The following is a 20,382-nucleotide window of genomic DNA, read 5'->3' on the forward strand; positions in this document are numbered from 1 at the left end:
GCAATACTCAAAACCCCGCAATTCGCGGGGTTTTTTGGTTTAAAAAGCTTTATTTCATTATATTTACCTAACCATAAATCGATCCTATGAAACACATCATCGCACCATCTGTACTTTCCGCCGACTTTGCAAATCTTCAGCGTGATATTGAAATGATCAATTCCAGTGCAGCAGATTGGTTCCATGTGGATGTAATGGATGGTGTTTTTGTACCGAATATCTCTTTTGGATTCCCCGTATTAGAGGCAATAAAGAAATATGCTACCAAACCATTGGATGTACATTTGATGATTGTAAACCCTGATCAGTATATTGAGCGTTTCGCCGAAGCTGGAGCTGCGGTGATTACCGTTCATTATGAGGCTTGTGTGCATCTTCACCGTACGGTGCAGGCAATTCATGCAGCAGGATGTAAAGCTGGTGTAGCAATTAATCCTCATACGCCTGTAACGCTTTTAAAAGATATCCTTGCAGATTTAGATTTAGTATTGGTGATGTCTGTTAATCCAGGTTTTGGCGGACAAAAATTTATCCCCAATACCCTAAATAAATTGAGAGAGCTGAAAGCTATGGCCGCTGTATCAAATCCTGAACTGATCATTGAAGTGGATGGTGGAGTAGGGATACATAATCTGGAAGCCTTAATTGATGCAGGTGCTGTAGCATTTGTAGCCGGCAATGCCATCTTTGCTGCTCCTGATCCAACTGCAATGATTGCAGAAATGAAAGATCTAAACACAAGTACTTTTAAAATCTAATTGCAGGCCGCTTAAAAATCATTTCCTTCGCACTATATTTTCTTTTTTATAGCTTATTATTAGTTAATCTGCTATAACGTTTAAATGCCATCTCCAGGTTAGTTAAACGCTATATTCTATAGCCGTAATGGCAATCGTTTGCCCATTTTATTTTGCTGGTTTTTGAGCTAATTGTTTAGCTGATAGTTGGGTTAACCCTTTAATATCTATTAAGTTTAAAAATTAGAATCATTAAATCATATAAAATATTACATTTACAACCAATAAAAATAAACATAAAAATGAGACATAATTTCGGCGCTGGACCCTGTATCCTACCACAGGAAGTTTTCAAGCAAGCATCACAAGCAGTACTTGATTTTAAAGACGGCTTGTCTATTCTGGAGATCTCACACCGCACACCTGAATTTGAAGGTGTAGTGGAAGAGGCCGGGAAGTTGGTTAAAGAATTATTAAATGTTCCTGCCGGTTATTCCGTTCTCTTTTTACAAGGTGGTGCGAGTTTGCAATTTGCAATGGTTCCTATGAACTTATTGCCTGAAGGCCAAACAGCCAGTTACCTGGAGACAGGAGTATGGGCAAACAAAGCGATCAAAGAGGTCGTTAATTTTGGAACTGCAAATATTGTAGCTTCATCGAAATCATCAAACTATACTTTTATTCCTAAAGCGTATAGCATCCCTGAAGATAGTGCTTATTTTCATTGTACCTCCAACAACACCATTTATGGAACAGAAATGTTCGACTTACCGGAAACTAAAGTTCCTGTAGTGTGCGACATGTCCTCCGACATCATGAGCAGAGTGATCGACGTATCTAAGTACGACCTGATCTATGCTGGTGCGCAGAAAAACATCGGCCCTGCCGGCTTAACCGTAGTGATTGTGAAAGACGAGATCTTAGGTAAATCTGGTAGAAAGGTTCCTTCAATGTTAGACTATAAAGTACATATTGAAGGTGGATCTATGTACAATACGCCTCCTGTATTTTCTATCTATGTAGCCATGTTAAACCTTCGTTGGTTGAAATCTAAAGGTGGTGTTGCTGAGATTGAAAAAGAAAACATTGCAAAAGCAAGAGCTTTATACGCGGAAATCGATAGAAATCCTTTGTTTAAAGGTACTTGTGCAGTAGAAGACCGTTCCAGAATGAACGTATGTTTCGTCATGGAAAATCCCGAATTGGAAAAACCATTTCTGAAATTCGCAGAAGAAAATGGTATTGAAGGAATCAAAGGGCACAGAAGTGTAGGTGGTTTCAGAGCCTCTATGTACAATGCGCTTCCTATTACCAGTGTACACACTTTAATTGAATTAATGCAGATTTTTGCAGAGAAACACCAATAAAATATATAATTGATGATCAAGATACTTGCTAACGATGGGATTGATCCTATCGGTAAAGCCTTATTGGAACAAGCAGGTTTTGTAGTAAATACAGAAACCGTAGCTCAGGATAAATTAGCTGAGGCTTTACAAAATTATGATGCAATTACGGTACGTAGTGCCACAAAAGTTCGCCAGGAACTTATAGATAAATGTCCAAACCTGAAACTGATTGGTAGAGGTGGTGTTGGCATGGATAATATTGATGTAGACTACGCGAGAAGTAAAGGTCTGGCAGTTATCAATACTCCGGCAGCCTCTTCTTTATCTGTTGCGGAACTGGTATTCGCGCACTTGTTTACAGGTGTTCGTTTCTTACAGGATTCCAATAGAAAAATGCCAGCTGAAGGTGATACTAAATTCAATGCACTTAAAAAAGCATATGCTAAAGGTGTAGAATTGAGAGGTAAAACGATTGGTATCATTGGATTTGGTAGAATTGGAAGAGAAACAGCCACAGTCGCTTTAGGTTTGGGTATGAATGTCCTGGCTTATGATCTTTTCCCATTCGAAGGTAACTTAACTCTTAACCTTCAAGCTGGTATCAAAGTTGATATTCCAGTGAAAACGGTATCCCTTGAAGAAGTGATCAGCAATAGTGATTTCATCAGTTTACATACTCCTTTTGCGGATCAGCCTATCTTAGGTGCTGCCGAGTTTGAAAAAATGAAATCGGGTGTTGGTGTGGTGAACTGTTCAAGAGGTGGTACAATCGACGAGACGGCTTTGATTGCTGCGTTAGACAGTGGTAAGGTAGCCTTCGCAGGCCTTGATGTGTTTGACAATGAACCAACGCCTGCAGCTGCTATTCTTAAACATGCTAAAATCTCTTTAACGCCACATATTGGTGCGGCAACGAATGAAGCACAAGAACGTATCGGTGTGGAATTGGCCAACCTGATTATTGAACATTTTAATAAATAGTATCAATAGCTTTTAATGAGGTGCTTAAAACAGGGCACCTCATTTCCTCCTCCTCCTATGCCAAATATAAAACCATTCTGCGGATTAAAACCTGCAATACACCTGCAATCAAAGGTGGTGACCCGTCCATTGGAAAATTATGGGTCTGGGGAAGCACGACTGATTGCTTCTGAGAACAGTTGTAGTTTTCTGCATCTGATTAATCCTGAACTGGACAATCCCTATCTTAGAGGAACCCGGCAAGAACTCATTTTCAAGAAAATTGCCGAGAATTTTGAAGGATTTTTGGAGCACCATTATTTGGAGAAAGAAAAAACACCCGTAATTTACGTATATCAGGTGCTTCATGATGGTTTATGTCAGACTGGAATTTGGACGCTCACTCACATCAGTGATTACCTGGAAGGACGCATTAAGAAGCATGAGTCTACGGTGGAACGAAGAGAGAAACTATTGGCAGATTATCTGCAACAAACAGGTCTGGATGCTAATCCTGTGCTCATTACTTATCATCCCGATCCTGTCATAGATCGATTGCTGAAAAAGTATACCAGTCTTAAACCTGCTTTAGATTTTGTGTTTGCTGATAAAACCGAGCATCGGGTATGGGCTATAAATGATGTGAAGGATTTGCAGGAAATGGTAGCTGCTTTTGCAGCAATTCCCACTGTTTATATTGCAGATGGTCATCATCGTGCAGCTTCCATGGCTAAAATGGGTTTGCATAAACAAGCCTTAAATGGGCTGCTGCACACTGGATCTGAACTGTATAACTATTTCACTACAGTTTATATGAATACGAAAGAAGTAAAAGTTCTGGAATTTAACAGACTGGTGAGAGATTTAGGCAGTTTGTCGGAGACCGACTTTATGAGTGCTTTATTAGAAAGTTTTAAGCTGAGTCCGGTTGCTGAAAGTTTTAAACCGAAATATTTACATGAAATTGGTATGTATTTCAACAGACAGTGGTATGTACTCCAACCAAAGCCGACTATTTATGATGAAAACGATCCTGTTGCTGTATTAGATGTTAGCATTTTACAAAACTTTATTTTAGAGCCGATTCTGGGTATTAAAGACCCTAGAACAGATGCCAGAATTACCTTTGAAGGAGGACGGACAAAATTGAGCGATTTACAGGAAAAAGTAGATAATGGTTTGTATGTGATTGCTTTTACTTTGTTTCCAACCTCTGTAGAACAGGTGATCGCAGTGGCAGAAGCGGATGGCGTAATGCCACCGAAATCAACCTGGGTAGAACCAAAGTTTTTAGTAGGTCTGCTAACGAATTATTTTAATTGAGTTGCTTTTGCCATTGTTTTTACCCAATTCATTAAACAAGCCTTTTTTATATCCGAACCAAATTAGCCCTACGATTAACAAGCCCAGAAATGCAATGATATAATAGTAAGATGTTCTCCCTTTTTCTATGGTAGAGATTTCTTTTCTCAAATTTTCATTCTGGTCCTGCAATTTCTTTATAGATAGCATGTAGTTCTGAATTCTCCCATTGGTGGTATTGGAGTTGATGATTACATTTTTAACCTCCTGGTCTTTGTAATCCATCAGGATTTTAAGTTCTTTAAAAATCTGGTTATCGTTCAGGACAATTTGTCGGAGAATCTCGTTCGAATTCTTAATGTCTCTTTTAGTTTGAAAACCAAAAATTCCCGTTCTTGCATCAAGACTCTGGTCATATTGTCCGAATCTGTTGCTTCTCTCTGCCAGTAAGGCATTTATTTTCAATCGTTGCAATTGATAAGCACTGGTATCTACTCGAATGGCCGCTGCGTTAAGACTGAAAAAACCAACGAAAAGCAGCAATAAGAAGTTTTTAATCATAGTTCTGTATGTGTTTTTTGTTATGGGGCAAGCAAACTCCATGCCTCAGCTTTTGTACTGAAGTTAGGTTTCAGCCTGGCCCAGGTTTCCCGAAAGAGGGGGGAACACCTGTATGCTTCCAGATCTGCTTCATCTTCCCAGTGACTAATCGTAAAGAAGATCTGGTTTTCTGTATTTTTGTCTTTCAACAATTGTACACTGCTACAGCCCTTAAATGCGGTAATTTGGGGTTGTAAAGCCTTAAAGTTCTCCTGGAATTCTTCTACAAAATCTGCATTAAACTGCATTTTTACCAGGCGGATCAACATAGTTTTTATGGTTAAGGGTGAAATTCAACTCTGATGATATCGTTGAGGTGCAAACCTAACAAACCGCTTGCTTTTCCTTTATTGATCGCAATTTCCAGGTGATTACTTATGCCAAAAAGACATAGTTTTTCTCCCTCAGGAACCTCGTTATAATGCCAGCTGAGTTGGGTAATGGTTTCGCTTTTTCTAAAGTAAAGGGTGAAGTCGCGATTACGCTGTATTTTGGTGAATAACTCCTTTGTGATATTTGTGATCACATTGGAAAAGGTGTCAATGTAAATGACGCTTCCCCGAATGATATCACGTTCAATCACAGGGTTTAACAACATTCGTTCCTCTACACTGTCGGTAGGCATGCCAATGTCCTTCAGCTTGCCGCCTTTAGCCAGATGAATCGCTGCTTTTACAAAGATATCTACCAATGGAAAATGCAGGTATTTGAGGTCTTGCATAATGTTCAATTCGACAATCTCTTCCGGTAGGTCTTCAAACAATAAAGAAAAAATTCCATTGTCGGCACCTACAAAATAATGATCTCTGTATTTTAAAGCAATATATCGTGTGTTTTCACTAAATACAGAGTCAATTCCAATTAAATGAACGGTGTTTTTTGGGAAATAAGGATACACATTCTTTAATACGAAGGCCGCGTAAGAGATGTTAAAAGAAGGAACTTCATGCGTTACATCAACAATATTGGCTGTAGGCAAGATGCTCAGGATACTGCCTTTAAGAGCAGCCTGATAAAAATCTTTTGAACCTAAATCTGTTGTTAATGTAATTATGGCCATTAAAAATTGAATATTTATTCTTAATCTTGCGTAAGCGGCAAATCGCGTACAAATATTCAATTTTTATATCAAAATATACACCTCTTACTAAAAAACAATATTTTGAACGAACTTATTTTAACATTAGAATCGGTAGATCCGGTACAGTTTTGGGGAGCAAATAATGAGCACTATGAGCTGATTAAGAATGCTTTTCCTAAGCTTAAAGTTGTGGCAAGAGGGATTGAACTGAAAGTGTTTGGCGATGAAAAAGAACTTAAAGTTTTTGAACAGAAGTATATTCTTTTGTTAACTCAGTTAGAAAAACACCTCAGTTTGAGCGCAAATGATGTAGAATCCATCCTGGTTTCCAACGAAAAAAAGAACATTTCCGGAAAAGGAGACGATAAAGGAGTTAGCCCAAGTAGCGGCGGTGGAGAGGTCATCGTGTTTGGAACAAATGGTTTGATGGTGAAAGCCAGAACTGCGAACCAAAGACGTATGGTAGAGAGTGTCGCGAAAAACGATGTTTTATTTGCCATCGGTCCGGCTGGAACGGGTAAAACATATACAGCAGTTGCTCTTGCCGTACGCGCATTAAAAAATAAAGAAATCAAAAGGATCATTTTAACCAGACCTGCGGTAGAAGCAGGGGAGAGCCTGGGCTTCCTGCCGGGTGATCTGAAGGAAAAAGTAGATCCTTATCTTAGACCATTATATGATGCCCTGGACGATATGATTCCAGCGGAAAAATTAAAACAATACATCGAGAACAGAACCATTGAAATTGCCCCTTTGGCATTTATGCGTGGAAGAACACTCGATAACTGTTTTGTGATTCTGGACGAGGCTCAGAACTCAACTGACCTTCAGTTGAAAATGTTCCTCACCCGGATGGGCCCTTCAGCTAAGTTTATAGTGACAGGAGATGTGACTCAGATCGACTTGCCGAAAAAGACAATGTCTGGTTTGTTTAACGCCCTGCGTATCTTAGACGATATTCCTGGTATTGAAATTGTTTACCTGACGGGGGAAGATGTAGTGCGGCACAAACTGGTAAAAAGAATTTTACAAGCCTACGGCGATATCCAATAATTAAGTACAAATAACACAACAGCTCTTTGGCAAATACCATGACAGCAATTAAAGAAACCAATTTTAGCTTTCCAAAGCAAAGCAATTTTTACAAGGGAAAAGTGCGCGACGTATACACCATCAATAACCAGTTTATGGCCATGGTGGTGACCGATAGAATATCTGCATTCGATGTAGTATTACCCGAAGCAGTGCCTTTTAAAGGACAGGTGCTCAACCAGATTGCCGCTAAATTTTTAAATGCGACCAAAGATATCGTGCAAAACTGGGTAATTGATGTACCAGATGAGATGGTGACCATTGGCCGCATATGTGAACCTTTTAAAGTAGAGATGGTAGTTCGTGGATACCTTGCGGGACATGCATGGAGAGAGTATAGCGCTGGCAAACGTAGTGTTTGCGGTGTAGCTTTACCAGAAGGATTGAAAGAAAATGATAAATTACCCCAACCAATTATTACCCCTACAACTAAAGCAGCGGTAGGTCATGATGAGGATATTTCAAGAGAGGACATTCTGGCAAAAGGAATTGTGTCTGTTGAAGATTACACACAATTAGAAGCTTATACTCTGGCACTGTATGCCCGTGGTACTGAAATGGCCGCTGAACGTGGTCTGATCCTGGTAGATACAAAGTATGAATTTGGTAAAGTAGGTGCAGAGATCTTTTTGATTGATGAGATCCATACTCCTGATTCTTCCCGTTATTTCTACGCAGATGGTTATGCCTCGCGTCAGGAAGCCAATGAGCCTCAAAAGCAATTGTCAAAAGAATTCGTACGTAAATGGTTAATCGAGAATGGTTTCCAGGGTAAAGACGGACAGCAAGTTCCAACCATGACCCCGGATATTGTAAACTCTATTTCTGAGCGTTATATTGAGCTTTATGAGCAGATCACTGGTGATACTTTTGTGAAAAACGAAGCCTCAAATGTAATTCAACGGATTGAAGCCAATGTAACTAAATCACTGAACCAGTTGCTGGGAAATTAATTCTGAAATTTATAAAATGATAAAACAGCCGCCTGTTACTCTTTATTGGAGTACAGGCGGCTGTCATTTTTATGCAAAAATCGCTTAAACTCTAGTTTTGTTGATGAATTATTAGCTTGATTGATGCTATACCAGATAAAATTAATTACTTTAGCAATAACAAAACAAACAAATCAATATCATGAAATTTTCAGTTGACAAGCATGAAAAGTATGTAGTTCTTAAGCTTAGAGAGTCTAAGTTTACCAACGACAATACCCCTAAGTTAAAGTCTGAGTTCATTTTATTGAACGCAGAAGGATACCACAACATCGTACTGGATTTATCCGCAGTTAAAGAATGCAATGATTCTCAGGATTTAAGTAGTCTTTTAGTGGGAGATAGACTATGTAAAAAAGCAAACGGCTTATTTATTGTAACCGGTATAAATCCTGTAGTGGCTAAGATTTTAGAAATGTCGAACCTGGATCAGTCTTTAGTGATTGTATCTAAATTAGACGAAGCAACAGATTTAATCTTCATGGAAGAGATTGAGAAGGAATTATTGGGAAGTGTAGATAAAGGTTAATGAAATTTGAGGTTACCATTTTAGGGAGTAGTTCCGCTACCCCTGTATACAATAGAAATCCGAGTGCGCAGCTTTTAAACTGTAATGAGAAATTCTACCTGATTGATTGTGGGGAAGGAACTCAGCAACAATTGATTCGATTTGGTTTCAAAGCCAGTAAAATCGATGTGGTTTTTATTAGTCATTTACATGGTGACCATTATTTTGGATTGATTGGCTTGTTATCCACAATGCACCTCAATGGAAGGATCAAACCAATACGTATCTATGGACCTCCAGCTTTAATGGAGATTCTGGATTTACAGTTTAAACATTCAGAAACGGTCATCAGGTATCCTATTTTATTTACACCGGTCACTGCTGACATTCCGGCTATCATTTTTGAAAATTCAGACATGACCGTATCTACGATTATTTTAAACCATAGAATTCCATGTACTGGTTTCACATTTACGGAGAAGAAAAGACTGCGTAAAGTTGTGATCGAAAAACTGGAAGCTGAAAACGTTCCACTGGAATACTATCCTTTATTAAAAAGAGGGGTAGATCTCAGCTTACCTGACGGCAGGATCCTGCTTAATCAGGATTATACTATAGATTCCGATCGACCTAGAAAATATGCTTATTGTTCAGATACGCTTTGCGATGGTAGTTATTTCGAAGAAATAAAAGATTGTGATACATTGTATCATGAAGCAACTTTCTTACATGAATTATTAGAAAGGGCCATTCAAACGCATCATACTACAGCATTACAGGCTGCTGAAGCGGCGATAAATACTGGAGCGACCAAACTACTCATTGGTCATTTTTCTTCCAGATACAAGACCTTACAACCATTATTGGAGGAAGCAATAGGAGTTTTTGAAAATACCCAACTCGCTACAGAAGGCAGTACCTTTTCTATTTAATACTTCCTTCTTAAGGAAAGCCCTAACCTTTTTATTTGCTTTTGCATTCTCTTTAGGGCATTGAAATTTGTCCTTTTGAAGGAGCTGTTTTCATCAACAAATGGGCGGTCTTTGAAGGAGGTTGAGAAAGTGCGGATTCATTAACCAGTAATGAGAATGGGTAATTAATAAACAAAAAGCCTTTCAGGATCTCTGAAAGGCTTTTTGTTTATTAATTTCTGAGAAAGATCCCGGATTATTTGTCTTTCTTGGCACCTCCTCCAAATACGGAGAAGTGTACGTAACGTTTAGGATTTTCTTTTAAGTCGATGATTAATTTATCCAGGTTACTGGAAGCACTGTTTAGGTTATCATACATTTTTGTATCATTGATCAATAAGCCTAAAGAACCTTTTCCTTCATTGATTTTGGAAACAATGCTTTGTAGGTCGGCCATAGACTTATTGGCATTATCAATGGTTTGTTTAAAGTTTGCAGCTGCAACCTGATCAGTTACCGTGTTGATGTTGTTAAGGATACCATTGATTTTTTCATTGTTATTCTTAAGATTATTGGTAATGGCTTCTACATTAGCCAGGATAGAAGAGATTCTGGATCCTTCTGCACCAACCAGATTGTCTACTTTTTTAGAAGTAGCTTCTAATGACGTTAATGTAGCAGCTATGCTATTGAAGCTTTTGTCAACATTTTTCTGGAAATTAGGATTTAGGATTGAATTGACACTGGTTAAGATAGAGTCCATTTTGGCAATAATCATTTCCGCTTTCTTTTGTACCGGTTGTACGGTTTCCAAAAGACCTTTAGCCACATTCGCATTCAAGGTATCGCCGTCTTTAGCAAATACATTACCTGTTCCCAATGCCATTACAATAGCTTTGCCGCCTAGAAGGTCAATGCTTTCCAATCTTGCAATACTATTATTTGGAATTTCGTATTTTCCTTTAATTTTTAAGGTAGCAATAATGGTTCCGTCAGGTTGTAAGGTTAGTGCATCCACGCGTCCAATCTGATAACCATTAATTAATACAGGTTTAGAAACTCCAAGGCCGTCTACATGGGAATATCTTGCATACAATACGGTTTCGCTGGAAAAGATGGCGTTGCCTTTTAAAAAGTTGTAGCCGATGATTAACAAGGCTATAGAAAAGGCTGCTAATATGCCTACTTTGGTTTCGTTTGCTATTTTCACGTATGTGTATTTACTTAATTTACTTCTGTTTGTTTTTTATATTTTTTCACGGCATCAAAAATTGCATTAACAATTTCTTCCTGTCCGCCTGGAGAGTTCATATAGTTTTCCTCAGCGGGATTAGAGATGAACCCTATTTCCGTAAGTACTGCAGGCATTCCAACTCTTTGTAGGATTAAAATTCCCTGCTCTTTTACGCCTCTGTTTACTCTTTTATTTTCGTTTGTATAGTTGTCCTGGATTAACCGGGCTAGTTTTAGGCTTTTATCTCTAAATGTATTTTTAAACAAAGATAGTATAATAAATGTTTCAGGATCGTTGGGATCATAACCATCATAATTTTGTTTATAATTTTTTTCCAGCTTAATATCGGCATTTTCTCTGATGGCAACATCTTGTTCGTTAAGGCGATGCGTACCGGCAACGAAGGTTTCAGTTCCACTGGTGCCTGTATTTTTCACATAAGCATATCTGGGGATTTTCCTGCCATTTTTACCTTTAGTATAACCGGAAACAACTCTTCGGTCTGGCATGGAGTTACAGTGAATAGAAATGAAGATATCTGCTTTTGCATCATTGGCAATTTCGGCTCTTTTGTAAAAGTCTACATCCACGTCTGTTTTTCTAGTATATAATATTTTGATGTCAGGAAGTTCTTCTTCAAATTTCTTTCCCAATTTTAGGGCAACTTGAAGGGCTACATTTTTTTCTACGGAATAAGAACCTGCGGCACCTGGTTTACCACCACCGTGACCAGCATCAATAACTATGGTTTTAACTTTGTATCCTTGCGAAAAAGCAAACTTGGAACTTGTAATAAATAATAAAACGGCAAATAAGAATACACTTCTTTTCAATCTCATCGGGCTTAACTCTTAATTTTTATTTGTAATCTAATTATCCTTCTATCTTATGCTGATAGCTCACAATAGCCTTTAAAAGGCAATTGGTAATTTCTATTTGTCCGGCTTCTGAGTTCATATAATCCTCCTCGTCCGGGTTACTGATAAATCCTATTTCTGTTAAAATGGCGGGCATGCCTGCTCTTGCTAAAACTGCCAGACTTTTCTCCTGAACGCCACGGTTTACTCTACCCACATTTACATACTCGTCCTGTACCATTTTAGCCAATTTTAGGCTCTGGGTACGGAAGGTGTTCTTCATCAAAGATAGGATAATATAATTTTCCGCATTATTAGGGTCAAATCCTTCGTAATTATCTTTGTAGTTTTCCTCTAAAAAGATGGCTGCATTTTCCCTTTTGATCACTTCATCCTGCTCATTGATTCTGCCCATACCGGATACAAATGTTTCCACACCCCTGGTAGATGTACTTTTTCTATACACTGTTTCTGTAATCGGAATTCGCTTTCCATTTTTACCTTTCCTGGAACCAGTGACTACACTGGAACGGATCAATGGCATATCATTACAATGGATAGATATAAAAAGATCTGCTTTAGCGTTATTTGCAATAGCAATGCGTTCGTAAAGTGGAACAAATACATCTGTAGAGCGGGTATAAATTACTTTTACGTCTTTCATGTTGGCTTCAATGGCAGCACCCAAGCGTAATGCCGTCTTTAAAGCAACGTCTTTTTCAGTCGAATAAGCTCCTCTTGTTGAGCCATCCTTCCCCCCGTGACCAGCGTCTAATACGATGGTTTTTATTTTATATTCTTGCGTAAATCCTTGATAACTAGTGGTTGTAGCTAATAACAAAGAAATAAATACGATCAAAATTGCATTTGGTCTAAGCAATGGCATATTTTTCATTAATTTTGAACGTTTTGGATTAAACATTAATGCAAAAATAACATTCACACACGAATTTGAAACTTTTAAGCAACATCATTTTTTTTAAACGCCTTGTTTTATTGACATTTGTCAGTGTTCTGGCATTTGTATCTTCTGTTTTTTCCAGCCCACAGCAAACCAGGCCAACCAAACCGATTACGCAAAGTAATCCTGTAAATACAGCTCCGGCAGGTAATTCTGCATTGAAAAGCCCAGGTGTACAAGCGTCAGCTCAGGATACGGTGAACAATAGCGATAAGCTTGAGTATTCTGCCAAAGATTCTACAAAAGTAAATAAGAAGGACGGTACGGTTTACCTCTATGGTAGGGCAAGGGTAATTTACCAGGGCCTTGAACTTGATGCCGATTATATCACCTATAATGATAAAAATAAAACCGTATTTGCCAGTGGTGTAAAAAACTCAAAAGGCAAGTATGTTGGAAGACCTATTTTTAAAATGCCTGGTCAAGGGAACTCTATTGCGGATTCGCTACGATATAATATAGAAACTGGTGCCGGAAAGATTTATGGTGTTTTCACTGAACAGCAAGGAGGATTTTTTTCTGGTGGAACTGCGAAGAAACAGCCAGATGACGAGATCCATAGTAAAGGACAGCTTTATAGTACCTGTAATCTTCCGCATCCCCATTTTGGAATTCACATCACTAAAGGAATCGTAACCGACAAACAAATTATTACAGGGCCTGTTTATTTAGAAATAGAGGATATTCCTTTACCACTGGGCTTACCTTTTGCTTTTTTTCCAAAACCTAATAAAAAATCTTCAGGATTTATATTACCTACTCCAGGAGAAGACTATACCCGTGGATTTTTCCTTAGAGAAGGTGGATATTATATCGGTTTAAATGATTATTGGGATGCGAAGATATTGGGAACCATTTATACACGTGGTTCTTATCAGGCCGACCTGACCTCTAATTATACGAAAAGATATAAGTACAATGGTAATATTGCCCTGACTTATGGAAGTAACCGTTATGGAATTGAAGGAACACCTGGATATGCACCTGTAAAGGATTATAATATTCGATGGTCTCATAGTCAGAATGCAAATGCAAATCCTGGAAGTACCTTTTCTGCGAGTGTGAATATGGCGAGTAGGGGATTTAATAAGAATACTGCCGTTGGAGGTTATTATGATCCAACACAATTATCTGCCAATAACTTAAACTCTTCCGTTTCTTATACAAAGATGCTTGCAGGCGGTTTATTTAACCTTTCCATGGCAGCAAGGGTAGACCAGGACATCTCCAGGGGGGTAACCAATCTGCAATTGCCAGACCTTAACCTGGGTATGACCAGAAATATTTATCCTTTTGCTTCTAAGAATAGAGTTGGAGATCCAAGGTGGTATGAAAAGATATCCATTGGTTATACGATGCAAAGTTCCAACTCGGTTAGTGCTGCGGATAGCTTATTATTCAAAAGACAGACTTTGAATAAATTTAGAAATGGTTTTCAGCACAACATTCCGATTGCAATGAACTTTAATGTGTTGAATTTTAACTTTAACACCAGTTTAAATTATACCGAACGCTGGCATTTTCAATCTATTCGTAAAGAATACATGAGGGCGACTGGTGGTGGCCCGGATCTGGTGAGGATAGATACCGTTCCTGGTTTCAATAGATATGGCACTTATACTGTTGGGGGAGGTGTAACTACTAAAATATATTCTACCGCACAATTTAAGAATCTAGGTAAGCTGAAGGCGATCAGGCATGTGATGACACCTCAGATAGGTTTTGGATATACGCCAAATTTTGCCGACCCGAAATACGGAAATTATTTACAAGCAAAATATACAGATGGAACTGATGTTATTAATAAAGTAGATAATAAACCGTTGTATTACGCTAAACAGGAAGGTTTATTGTATGGACCTCCTAGTCCTGGAAGTTCAGCTAACATTAGTTTTTCAATCCAGAATAATGTGGAAGCTAAGGTGACTGTACCCAATGATACAACCGGAAAAGGGGAGAAAAAAATACCATTGATTAATAACTTATCCATTGGGTCTTCTTATAACTTGCTGGCAAAAGAATTTAAACTGGCCGATTTTACTATTTCAGGAAGTACACCTTTTTCTGAAAAGTTTCAGATTAATTATGGCGCGACATTAAATCCTTATCAGGTAAGGACAGTTAATGATAGTCTAGGTCAGGGAAGAAAAGTACTAATTGATGAATACACATGGAAAAGAGGACAATTGCCACGTTTGACCAATTTCAACTTATCATTTGATTACAGTCTAAACCCGGAAGCTTTAAAACGTAAGAATAATAACGAACAGGACCGTAAAAATGAGGCCCTTCAAAAAGGAATGACCCCAGAACAAGCAGAAGCCCTGGCTTTGGTAAGCAGAGATCCGAATGCCTTTGTCGACTTTAACATTCCATGGAATTTTGCTTTCAGATACAGTTTTAATTATGCAACCGATCGTAATGGAACAAATAGTCGTGTAACCAATAGTTTGTCTTTTAATGGTGATGCTAATATTACTCCAAAATGGAAGGTTACTTTTGATTCAGGATGGAATTTTGATACCAATAGTTTTACAATTACCAGATTCGGAATCTATCGTGACCTGCATTGCTGGGACATGAGTTTCAGCTGGATTCCTTTTGGCACGCAACAAATGTATTCGGTGGATATTAAAGTTAAAGCTTCTGTATTGCAGGATCTGAAGTTAAGTAAGAGAAAGAACTACTACACAAGATATTAATCCCTCTTTTATGCTGGCAGAAATTATTACCATAGGCGATGAAATTCTTATTGGTCAGATTGTGGATACGAATTCCGCCTGGATGGCCAGGCAATTGAACCAGATTGGTGTGAAAGTGAAGCAGATCAGCTCTGTTTCAGATAATACTGAGCATATCATAGAGGCCTTGAGGCTTGCAGAAAGCAGAGCCGATGTGATATTAATGACTGGTGGATTAGGCCCGACTAAAGACGACATCACCAAGCTGACTCTTGCTAAGTACTTCAATATGGGTTTTCGTAGAGATGAAGAAACGCTAAACCATGTTGCCGAAATTTTTGCCCGTGTAAACCGGCCAATGATTGATTTAAATAGAAAGCAGGCAGATGTTCCTGATGGCTGTACAGTGATCAAAAACAAAAACGGTACAGCACCATGTATGTGGTTTGAGGAGCGTGGAAAGATTTTTGTATCAATGCCAGGGGTACCTTTTGAAATGATGTACCTGATGGACGATGAGATCATTCCGAGAATTAAGTCCGCTTTTAAATTGCCTGTTATTTATCATAAAACCATTCTTACTTCCAGTATCGGTGAGTCTTTTCTTGCGATGGAAATTGAAGATATAGAAAACAGTTTACCAGAATCCATTAAGCTGGCTTACCTTCCTAAGTTAGGACAGGTACGCTTGCGTTTAAGTGCAACAGCTGAGGAGGAGGGCCCTTTGAAAGCGGAAGTTGATTTTTATGCGCAGCAGATCATCGACAGAATCAAACAATTTGTAGTAGCAGAAGAGGATATTGCATTGGAAAAGGCGATTCTAAACTTTATGGAGGAAAGGAAATTGACGCTTTCTACGGCAGAAAGTTGTACAGGTGGATACATTGCCCACCTGATTACCCAACATCCTGGATGCTCTTCTGTTTATGAAGGTGGAGCGGTTACCTACTCTTACGACCTGAAAATGTCTCTTCTAGGTGTAAAAGCTGAAACTTTGTCAAAGTATGGTGCTGTTAGTGAAGAAACGGTAAAAGAAATGGCTTTAGGAGCAATTAAAAATTTTAAAACAGACTATGCCGTAGCCGTAAGTGGCATCGCGGGCCCCGATGGTGGGATGCCCGACAAACCTGTTGGAACTGTCTGGATTGCAGTCGCTCATGCCAAAGGCGTGGTGTCTAAAGTGTTTAGCTTTGGCAACAAAAGAACACAGAATATTGAGCGTTCGGCAGCTGCTGCATTGTCAATGATTTTGAATGAACTCAGGCAACATGAGGATTAAGTGTCCGAAATACTTTACTTTTGTTGCGGATACCAATTAGAAAATAAAAAATGGCTCAATACGAATTATTGTTACCTAAAATGGGGGAGAGCGTTGCGGAGGCAACCATTATCAAATGGCTTAAACAGCCAGGAGATGTGATAGAATTGGATGATACGATTTTAGAAATAGCTACGGATAAGGTGGATTCTGAAGTACCATCACCAATCGCTGGCAAGTTGATTAAGCAGTTATTTAAAGAAGATGAAGTAGTTCAGGTAGGCGCAGTGATTGCAATTATCGAAACAGATGCCAATGTAACAGCAACACCAGTAATGGAAAACGCAGTGGAAACCGCGGTTCCCGAGGAACATACGGATGCCGTTTTAGCACAAATTCCAGGTACAGAACAATTGTTGTCAAATGAGAACGCTGAGGAAGCGGTTAAAGCAAGCTCAGATCGTTTTTATTCGCCTTTGGTGAAGAACATCGCCGCTCAGGAAAACATCGAACTGAAAGAGCTGGATAGCATCACAGGAACAGGAGCAGAAGGGCGTTTAACAAAAGATGACCTTTTAAATTATATACAACAAAAGACAGGAGGCCAGCCAGCTTCAATTGCAGCAGCAACTGAAGTACGAGTTTCAACTCCAGTTCAACCCAATCCAGCACCAGTATCTGCCTTGAAAGCAGCCCCTGCGGTCAGCGTTAGTGGTGGTGATGAAATCATCGAAATGGACAGAATGCGTAGACTAATTGCTGATCACATGGTGATGAGTGTGCAAACTGCTCCACACGTAACTTCTTTCGTTGAAGCTGATGTGACCAATATGGTGATGTGGCGTGAAAAAGTGAAACGTAATTTTGAAAAACGTGAAAATGAGAAAATCACTTTTACACCAATATTCATTGAGGCAGTCACCAAAGCGATTAAAGATTTTCCTATGATCAATGTTTCTGTGAATGGCACTCAGATCATCAAGAAAAGAGACATTAATATTGGTATGGCGGCGGCATTACCAAGTGGCAATCTGATTGTTCCAGTAATTAAAAATGCAGACCAGATGAACCTTTTGGGTTTAACAAAGTCTGTAAATGATCTGGCGGTTCGTGCCCGTAACTCTAAATTGAAGCCTGACGAAACACAAGGCGGGACTTTTACCTTGACAAACGTAGGTTCTTTCGGAAACGTAATGGGTACGCCAATTATCAACCAACCTCAGGTTGCTATCTTGGCAGTAGGAGCAATTAAAAAGAAACCGGCAGTTTTGGAAACAGAATATGGTGATGTGATTGCGATCCGTCACATGATGTTCCTGTCCCTTTCTTACGACCATAGGGTGGTGGATGGTTCATTAGGTGGCTCATTTGTACGTCGTGTAGCAGACTACCTGGAAAACTGGGATGTAAATAGAGAAATCTAAAAGGAAATTCCACTAAAATATATATTGCCATTTTCAGGATAAACCTCATGAATTGGCAAAGATTGCTCAACGAAAAGGGCCCCGAATTTCGGGGCCCTTTTACGATCAAAACAAAAAACTACTAGTTAAAAAACACTTCTTCTTCAGTTACAGTTTGTACCTGTTGTTCCGTGTAAGTATATCTTCCTGTATGGGCAATAAATACTTCTTTCTTCTCCAGTAAACTGCGGTTTTCCAATAAGGTTTTCAGGCTGATGCTACCAATTACATATTTGTAATCCTGGCGTGAAAAGCGTTCTACAATGTTTTCTACCTGCAATTGAGCAAGGGTTTCTTCATCTGAATAACGAAGGTAAACTTCAATGTTTACGTTATCCGTATGGATCAAACCATTTTGCTGATGGTATTTTTTATACTCATAACGGTAATCATATCTTAAAGCAGCGATATCCGAAAGTACTGCAGCACCTGTTGGATGACCACCAGCGCCTTTACCGAAAAAGAACTGCTTATCTGCGAAAGCTGCCTGTACAGTGACGCCATTGTATTCGTTTTCTACATTGAAAAGGAAATCATCAGATTTTACAAACTTAGGCAACACATAAGTAACCACCTGTTTACTGCTGATTTTACGTGCTGTTGGCACGAGTTTAATCTTATAATTTTTCTCCCTTGCATACCTGATGTCATCGTCATTCAGGTTTTGAATGCCCACGTTCAGGATATCGTCCGGATTAATAAATAAACCATAGGCATGTGCTGTTGCAATGGCAAGTTTAAATTTAGGATCGTAACCACCTACGTCCATGATCGGGTTGGTTTCTGCGAAACCAAGGTCTTGTGCTTGTTTCAGGGCTACACCATATTCCATGTTTTCATTGAAAATCTTGGAAAGAATATAGTTGGAAGAGCCATTGAAGATTCCGCTGATGCCATGCAGCAATTCATTGTTATAGTATTCTTCCAGGTTTCTGATGATAGGAATACTTCCACATACTGCACCTTCGTACAATAATGAAACACCATGTTTTTCCTGTAATTCTACCAGTTCAGCTAGGTGATTGGCAATCATTTTTTTATTGGCAGAAACTACGTTTTTACCGCTGATCAATGCGCGTTTGGTAATTGAATAAGCCGCATCAGCATCGTCTATCAATTCTACAATAGTATTGATTTCTTCATTATTCAGGATTTCGTCATGATCTGTAGTGAAAAGGTGCGCGTCTAAACTGCGTTTCTTTTCTGGATTTTTGATGGCGATTTTAATGATCTCCAGGTTCAGGTCCTGACCACGAATGATGTCATGTAATCCTTGTCCTACCACTCCAAATCCAAATAAACCAATTTTAAGTTTCTTGCTCATCTATCTAAGTACTATGCTGTTTTATGTAATTTAATTATTTTCTTGTTTGTGCTTTCTTTAAGGAAATTCCCGATCACATTGGTCAGTACATCCGTTTCAATCAGGAATCCATCATGACCATAGGCAGAGTTTACACTGAAAAATTCTGCAGCAGGAATGTGTTTGCTCAGGAATTGTTGTTCTGAAATAGGGAACAATACATCGTTTTCTATTCCGATCACCAAAGTATTGGCTTTGATAGCCCCCAGTGCTTCAGTGATGCTACCTCTGTTTCTGCCTACATTATGACTGTCCATTGCTTTGCTGAGGTACCAGTAGCTATAAGCGTTGAAGCGTTTACAAAGCTTTTCTCCCTGATAGTTCTGGTAAGATGAAGCGCGGAAAGCGCTTGTTTTTTCATTCACACTCTCTAATTGAGTAGCGGTATAGGCATCATAACTTCGGTAAGACAATAAAGCAATGCTGCGTGCGGTTTTTAATCCTTTTAATCCACCATCAGGTTTATTCGCATAAAAACTTCTGTCGGAGCTAATGGCCAAACGCTGACTTTCATTGAAAGCGATTCCCCATGGGGAATGTACCGCGTTGGTGGCTACCAGGATTAAATTCTGGATGGCTGAGGGATCTTCAATTGCCCATTCTACTGCCTGCTGACCACCTAATGAACCGCCAATCAGTACTTTGATCTCTTCAATACCCAAATGCTTTGCAAGTAAACGATGAGCTGCCACCATATCACGGATGGTCACTTCCGGGAAGGCCAGGTAATAAGGTAGGCCGGTTGTTGGGTTTACACTTAATGGGCTGGTGCTGCCATAATGGGAGCTCAGTACATTGGCGCAGATGATGAAATGTTCTTCTGGATTAAACAGGTCATTGTTTCCGAATAATCCTTTCCACCAGTCTAATACATCTGCATTGGCTGTCAAAGCATGACAAGCCCAGATGACATTGTCTTTATTGGCATTTAATTTTCCATACGTCTGGTAAGCAAGCTCGATTTTACGCAATTTCTTGCCGCTTTCAAGTTTGAAAACTTTAGTGTGGGTATATGTGGAGGTCGTACTCATTG

19 protein-coding genes are annotated in these 20,382 nt (G+C 39.0%); 11 read left to right on the forward strand and 8 right to left on the reverse strand.

The annotated features are described in order from the left end of the window. The first annotated feature begins 86 nt into the window (after positions 1-86). From rpe to R2Q94_RS03190, 4 genes are all read left to right on the forward strand, one after another. Positions 87-758: a ribulose-phosphate 3-epimerase gene (gene rpe / locus R2Q94_RS03175; protein WP_316819988.1), complete on the forward strand. Its 672-nt coding sequence runs from the start codon at positions 87-89 to the stop codon at positions 756-758. Between the two features lie 281 nt (positions 759-1,039). Beyond that, positions 1,040-2,104, forward strand: a complete 1,065-nt coding sequence (gene serC, locus R2Q94_RS03180; protein WP_316819989.1) for a 3-phosphoserine/phosphohydroxythreonine transaminase — start codon at positions 1,040-1,042, stop codon at positions 2,102-2,104. A gap of 12 nt (positions 2,105-2,116) precedes the next feature. After that, complete coding sequence (locus R2Q94_RS03185) at positions 2,117-3,067, forward strand: D-2-hydroxyacid dehydrogenase (RefSeq protein ID WP_316819990.1); 951 nt, start codon at positions 2,117-2,119, stop codon at positions 3,065-3,067. 57 nt (positions 3,068-3,124) lie between these two features. Continuing rightward, the gene (locus R2Q94_RS03190; protein ID WP_316819991.1) at positions 3,125-4,369 is read left to right on the forward strand and encodes a DUF1015 domain-containing protein; all 1,245 of its coding nucleotides are present in this window, start codon (positions 3,125-3,127) and stop codon (positions 4,367-4,369) included. Here the strand turns inward: R2Q94_RS03190 and R2Q94_RS03195 are convergent. The 3 genes from R2Q94_RS03195 to R2Q94_RS03205 are packed head-to-tail and all read right to left on the reverse strand — an operon-like array spanning position 4,349 to position 6,008. After that, complete coding sequence (locus tag R2Q94_RS03195; RefSeq protein ID WP_316819992.1) at positions 4,349-4,909, reverse strand: hypothetical protein; 561 nt, start codon at positions 4,907-4,909, stop codon at positions 4,349-4,351. The two genes, R2Q94_RS03190 and R2Q94_RS03195, sit on opposite strands and share 21 nt — an antisense overlap. A 20-nt stretch (positions 4,910-4,929) precedes the next feature. Then, positions 4,930-5,217, reverse strand: a complete 288-nt coding sequence (locus R2Q94_RS03200) for an antibiotic biosynthesis monooxygenase family protein (protein ID WP_316819993.1) — start codon at positions 5,215-5,217, stop codon at positions 4,930-4,932. 11 nt (positions 5,218-5,228) lie between these two features. Continuing rightward, complete coding sequence (locus R2Q94_RS03205) at positions 5,229-6,008, reverse strand: SAM-dependent chlorinase/fluorinase (RefSeq protein WP_316819994.1); 780 nt, start codon at positions 6,006-6,008, stop codon at positions 5,229-5,231. 102 nt (positions 6,009-6,110) lie between these two features. Here R2Q94_RS03205 and R2Q94_RS03210 point away from each other — a divergent pair, with 102 nt between their 5' ends. From R2Q94_RS03210 to R2Q94_RS03225, 4 genes are all read left to right on the forward strand, one after another. Beyond that, complete coding sequence (locus tag R2Q94_RS03210) at positions 6,111-7,082, forward strand: PhoH family protein (RefSeq protein WP_316819995.1); 972 nt, start codon at positions 6,111-6,113, stop codon at positions 7,080-7,082. A 38-nt stretch (positions 7,083-7,120) separates the two neighbouring features. Further along, positions 7,121-8,074: a phosphoribosylaminoimidazolesuccinocarboxamide synthase gene (locus R2Q94_RS03215; protein WP_316819996.1), complete on the forward strand. Its 954-nt coding sequence runs from the start codon at positions 7,121-7,123 to the stop codon at positions 8,072-8,074. A 181-nt stretch (positions 8,075-8,255) separates the two neighbouring features. Next, positions 8,256-8,642 (forward strand): STAS domain-containing protein, encoded by a 387-nt coding sequence (locus tag R2Q94_RS03220; protein ID WP_316819997.1) that lies wholly within the window; start codon positions 8,256-8,258, stop codon positions 8,640-8,642. Continuing rightward, positions 8,642-9,553, forward strand: coding sequence for a ribonuclease Z (locus R2Q94_RS03225; protein WP_316819998.1), 912 nt, complete (start codon positions 8,642-8,644; stop codon positions 9,551-9,553). Before R2Q94_RS03220 ends, R2Q94_RS03225 begins: the two co-directional genes overlap by 1 nt. Before the next feature lie 235 nt (positions 9,554-9,788). Here the strand turns inward: R2Q94_RS03225 and R2Q94_RS03230 are convergent, their stop codons facing one another. The 3 genes from R2Q94_RS03230 to R2Q94_RS03240 are packed head-to-tail and all read right to left on the reverse strand — an operon-like array spanning position 9,789 to position 12,518. Further along, complete coding sequence (locus R2Q94_RS03230; protein WP_316819999.1) at positions 9,789-10,742, reverse strand: MlaD family protein; 954 nt, start codon at positions 10,740-10,742, stop codon at positions 9,789-9,791. Between the two features lie 14 nt (positions 10,743-10,756). Beyond that, the gene (locus R2Q94_RS03235; RefSeq protein WP_316820000.1) at positions 10,757-11,605 is read right to left on the reverse strand and encodes an N-acetylmuramoyl-L-alanine amidase; all 849 of its coding nucleotides are present in this window, start codon (positions 11,603-11,605) and stop codon (positions 10,757-10,759) included. A 34-nt stretch (positions 11,606-11,639) separates the two neighbouring features. Then, the gene (locus R2Q94_RS03240) at positions 11,640-12,518 is read right to left on the reverse strand and encodes an N-acetylmuramoyl-L-alanine amidase family protein (RefSeq protein ID WP_410478517.1); all 879 of its coding nucleotides are present in this window, start codon (positions 12,516-12,518) and stop codon (positions 11,640-11,642) included. A gap of 101 nt (positions 12,519-12,619) precedes the next feature. Here R2Q94_RS03240 and R2Q94_RS03245 point away from each other — a divergent pair, with 101 nt between their 5' ends. From R2Q94_RS03245 to R2Q94_RS03255, 3 genes are read left to right on the forward strand one after another with little or no spacing between them, the layout of a single operon-like run. After that, entirely contained in the window at positions 12,620-15,286 is a 2,667-nt protein-coding gene (locus R2Q94_RS03245; RefSeq protein ID WP_316820002.1) for a putative LPS assembly protein LptD, read from the forward strand. Between the two features lie 10 nt (positions 15,287-15,296). After that, entirely contained in the window at positions 15,297-16,544 is a 1,248-nt protein-coding gene (locus R2Q94_RS03250) for a competence/damage-inducible protein A (RefSeq protein WP_316820003.1), read from the forward strand. A gap of 50 nt (positions 16,545-16,594) precedes the next feature. Then, positions 16,595-17,947, forward strand: a complete 1,353-nt coding sequence (locus tag R2Q94_RS03255) for a dihydrolipoamide acetyltransferase family protein (RefSeq protein ID WP_316820004.1) — start codon at positions 16,595-16,597, stop codon at positions 17,945-17,947. Between the two features lie 121 nt (positions 17,948-18,068). Here the strand turns inward: R2Q94_RS03255 and R2Q94_RS03260 are convergent, their stop codons facing one another. Both R2Q94_RS03260 and metX read right to left on the reverse strand, forming a co-directional pair. Beyond that, positions 18,069-19,310 carry a homoserine dehydrogenase gene (locus tag R2Q94_RS03260; RefSeq protein ID WP_316820005.1) on the reverse strand — a complete coding sequence of 414 codons (1,242 nt, stop codon included), beginning with the start codon at positions 19,308-19,310 and terminating at the stop codon, positions 18,069-18,071. Between the two features lie 11 nt (positions 19,311-19,321). Further along, positions 19,322-20,380 carry an alpha/beta fold hydrolase gene (gene metX, locus R2Q94_RS03265; RefSeq protein WP_316820006.1) on the reverse strand — a complete coding sequence of 353 codons (1,059 nt, stop codon included), beginning with the start codon at positions 20,378-20,380 and terminating at the stop codon, positions 19,322-19,324. Positions 20,381-20,382 lie beyond the last annotated feature (2 nt).

The organism is Pedobacter gandavensis (assembly GCF_032678465.1).
Classification (GTDB): domain Bacteria; phylum Bacteroidota; class Bacteroidia; order Sphingobacteriales; family Sphingobacteriaceae; genus Pedobacter; species Pedobacter gandavensis_B.

Excerpts from the sequence above, each read along its gene's own strand:
- R2Q94_RS03205 (WP_316819994.1), bottom strand. The coding sequence starts at position 6,008 with ATGGCCATAATTACATTAACAACAGATTTAGGTTCAAAAGATTTTTAT.
- R2Q94_RS03190 (WP_316819991.1), top strand. The coding sequence starts at position 3,125 with ATGCCAAATATAAAACCATTCTGCGGATTAAAACCTGCAATACACCTG.
- rpe (WP_316819988.1), top strand. The coding sequence starts at position 87 with ATGAAACACATCATCGCACCATCTGTACTTTCCGCCGACTTTGCAAAT.
- R2Q94_RS03225 (WP_316819998.1), top strand. The coding sequence starts at position 8,642 with ATGAAATTTGAGGTTACCATTTTAGGGAGTAGTTCCGCTACCCCTGTA.
- R2Q94_RS03185 (WP_316819990.1), top strand. The coding sequence starts at position 2,117 with ATGATCAAGATACTTGCTAACGATGGGATTGATCCTATCGGTAAAGCC.
- R2Q94_RS03235 (WP_316820000.1), bottom strand. The coding sequence starts at position 11,605 with ATGAGATTGAAAAGAAGTGTATTCTTATTTGCCGTTTTATTATTTATT.
- R2Q94_RS03200 (WP_316819993.1), bottom strand. The coding sequence starts at position 5,217 with ATGTTGATCCGCCTGGTAAAAATGCAGTTTAATGCAGATTTTGTAGAA.
- R2Q94_RS03260 (WP_316820005.1), bottom strand. The coding sequence starts at position 19,310 with ATGAGCAAGAAACTTAAAATTGGTTTATTTGGATTTGGAGTGGTAGGA.
- serC (WP_316819989.1), top strand. The coding sequence starts at position 1,040 with ATGAGACATAATTTCGGCGCTGGACCCTGTATCCTACCACAGGAAGTT.
- R2Q94_RS03220 (WP_316819997.1), top strand. The coding sequence starts at position 8,256 with ATGAAATTTTCAGTTGACAAGCATGAAAAGTATGTAGTTCTTAAGCTT.
- R2Q94_RS03240 (WP_410478517.1), bottom strand. The coding sequence starts at position 12,518 with ATGAAAAATATGCCATTGCTTAGACCAAATGCAATTTTGATCGTATTT.
- R2Q94_RS03255 (WP_316820004.1), top strand. The coding sequence starts at position 16,595 with ATGGCTCAATACGAATTATTGTTACCTAAAATGGGGGAGAGCGTTGCG.
- R2Q94_RS03250 (WP_316820003.1), top strand. The coding sequence starts at position 15,297 with ATGCTGGCAGAAATTATTACCATAGGCGATGAAATTCTTATTGGTCAG.
- R2Q94_RS03215 (WP_316819996.1), top strand. The coding sequence starts at position 7,121 with ATGACAGCAATTAAAGAAACCAATTTTAGCTTTCCAAAGCAAAGCAAT.
- R2Q94_RS03195 (WP_316819992.1), bottom strand. The coding sequence starts at position 4,909 with ATGATTAAAAACTTCTTATTGCTGCTTTTCGTTGGTTTTTTCAGTCTT.
- metX (WP_316820006.1), bottom strand. The coding sequence starts at position 20,380 with ATGAGTACGACCTCCACATATACCCACACTAAAGTTTTCAAACTTGAA.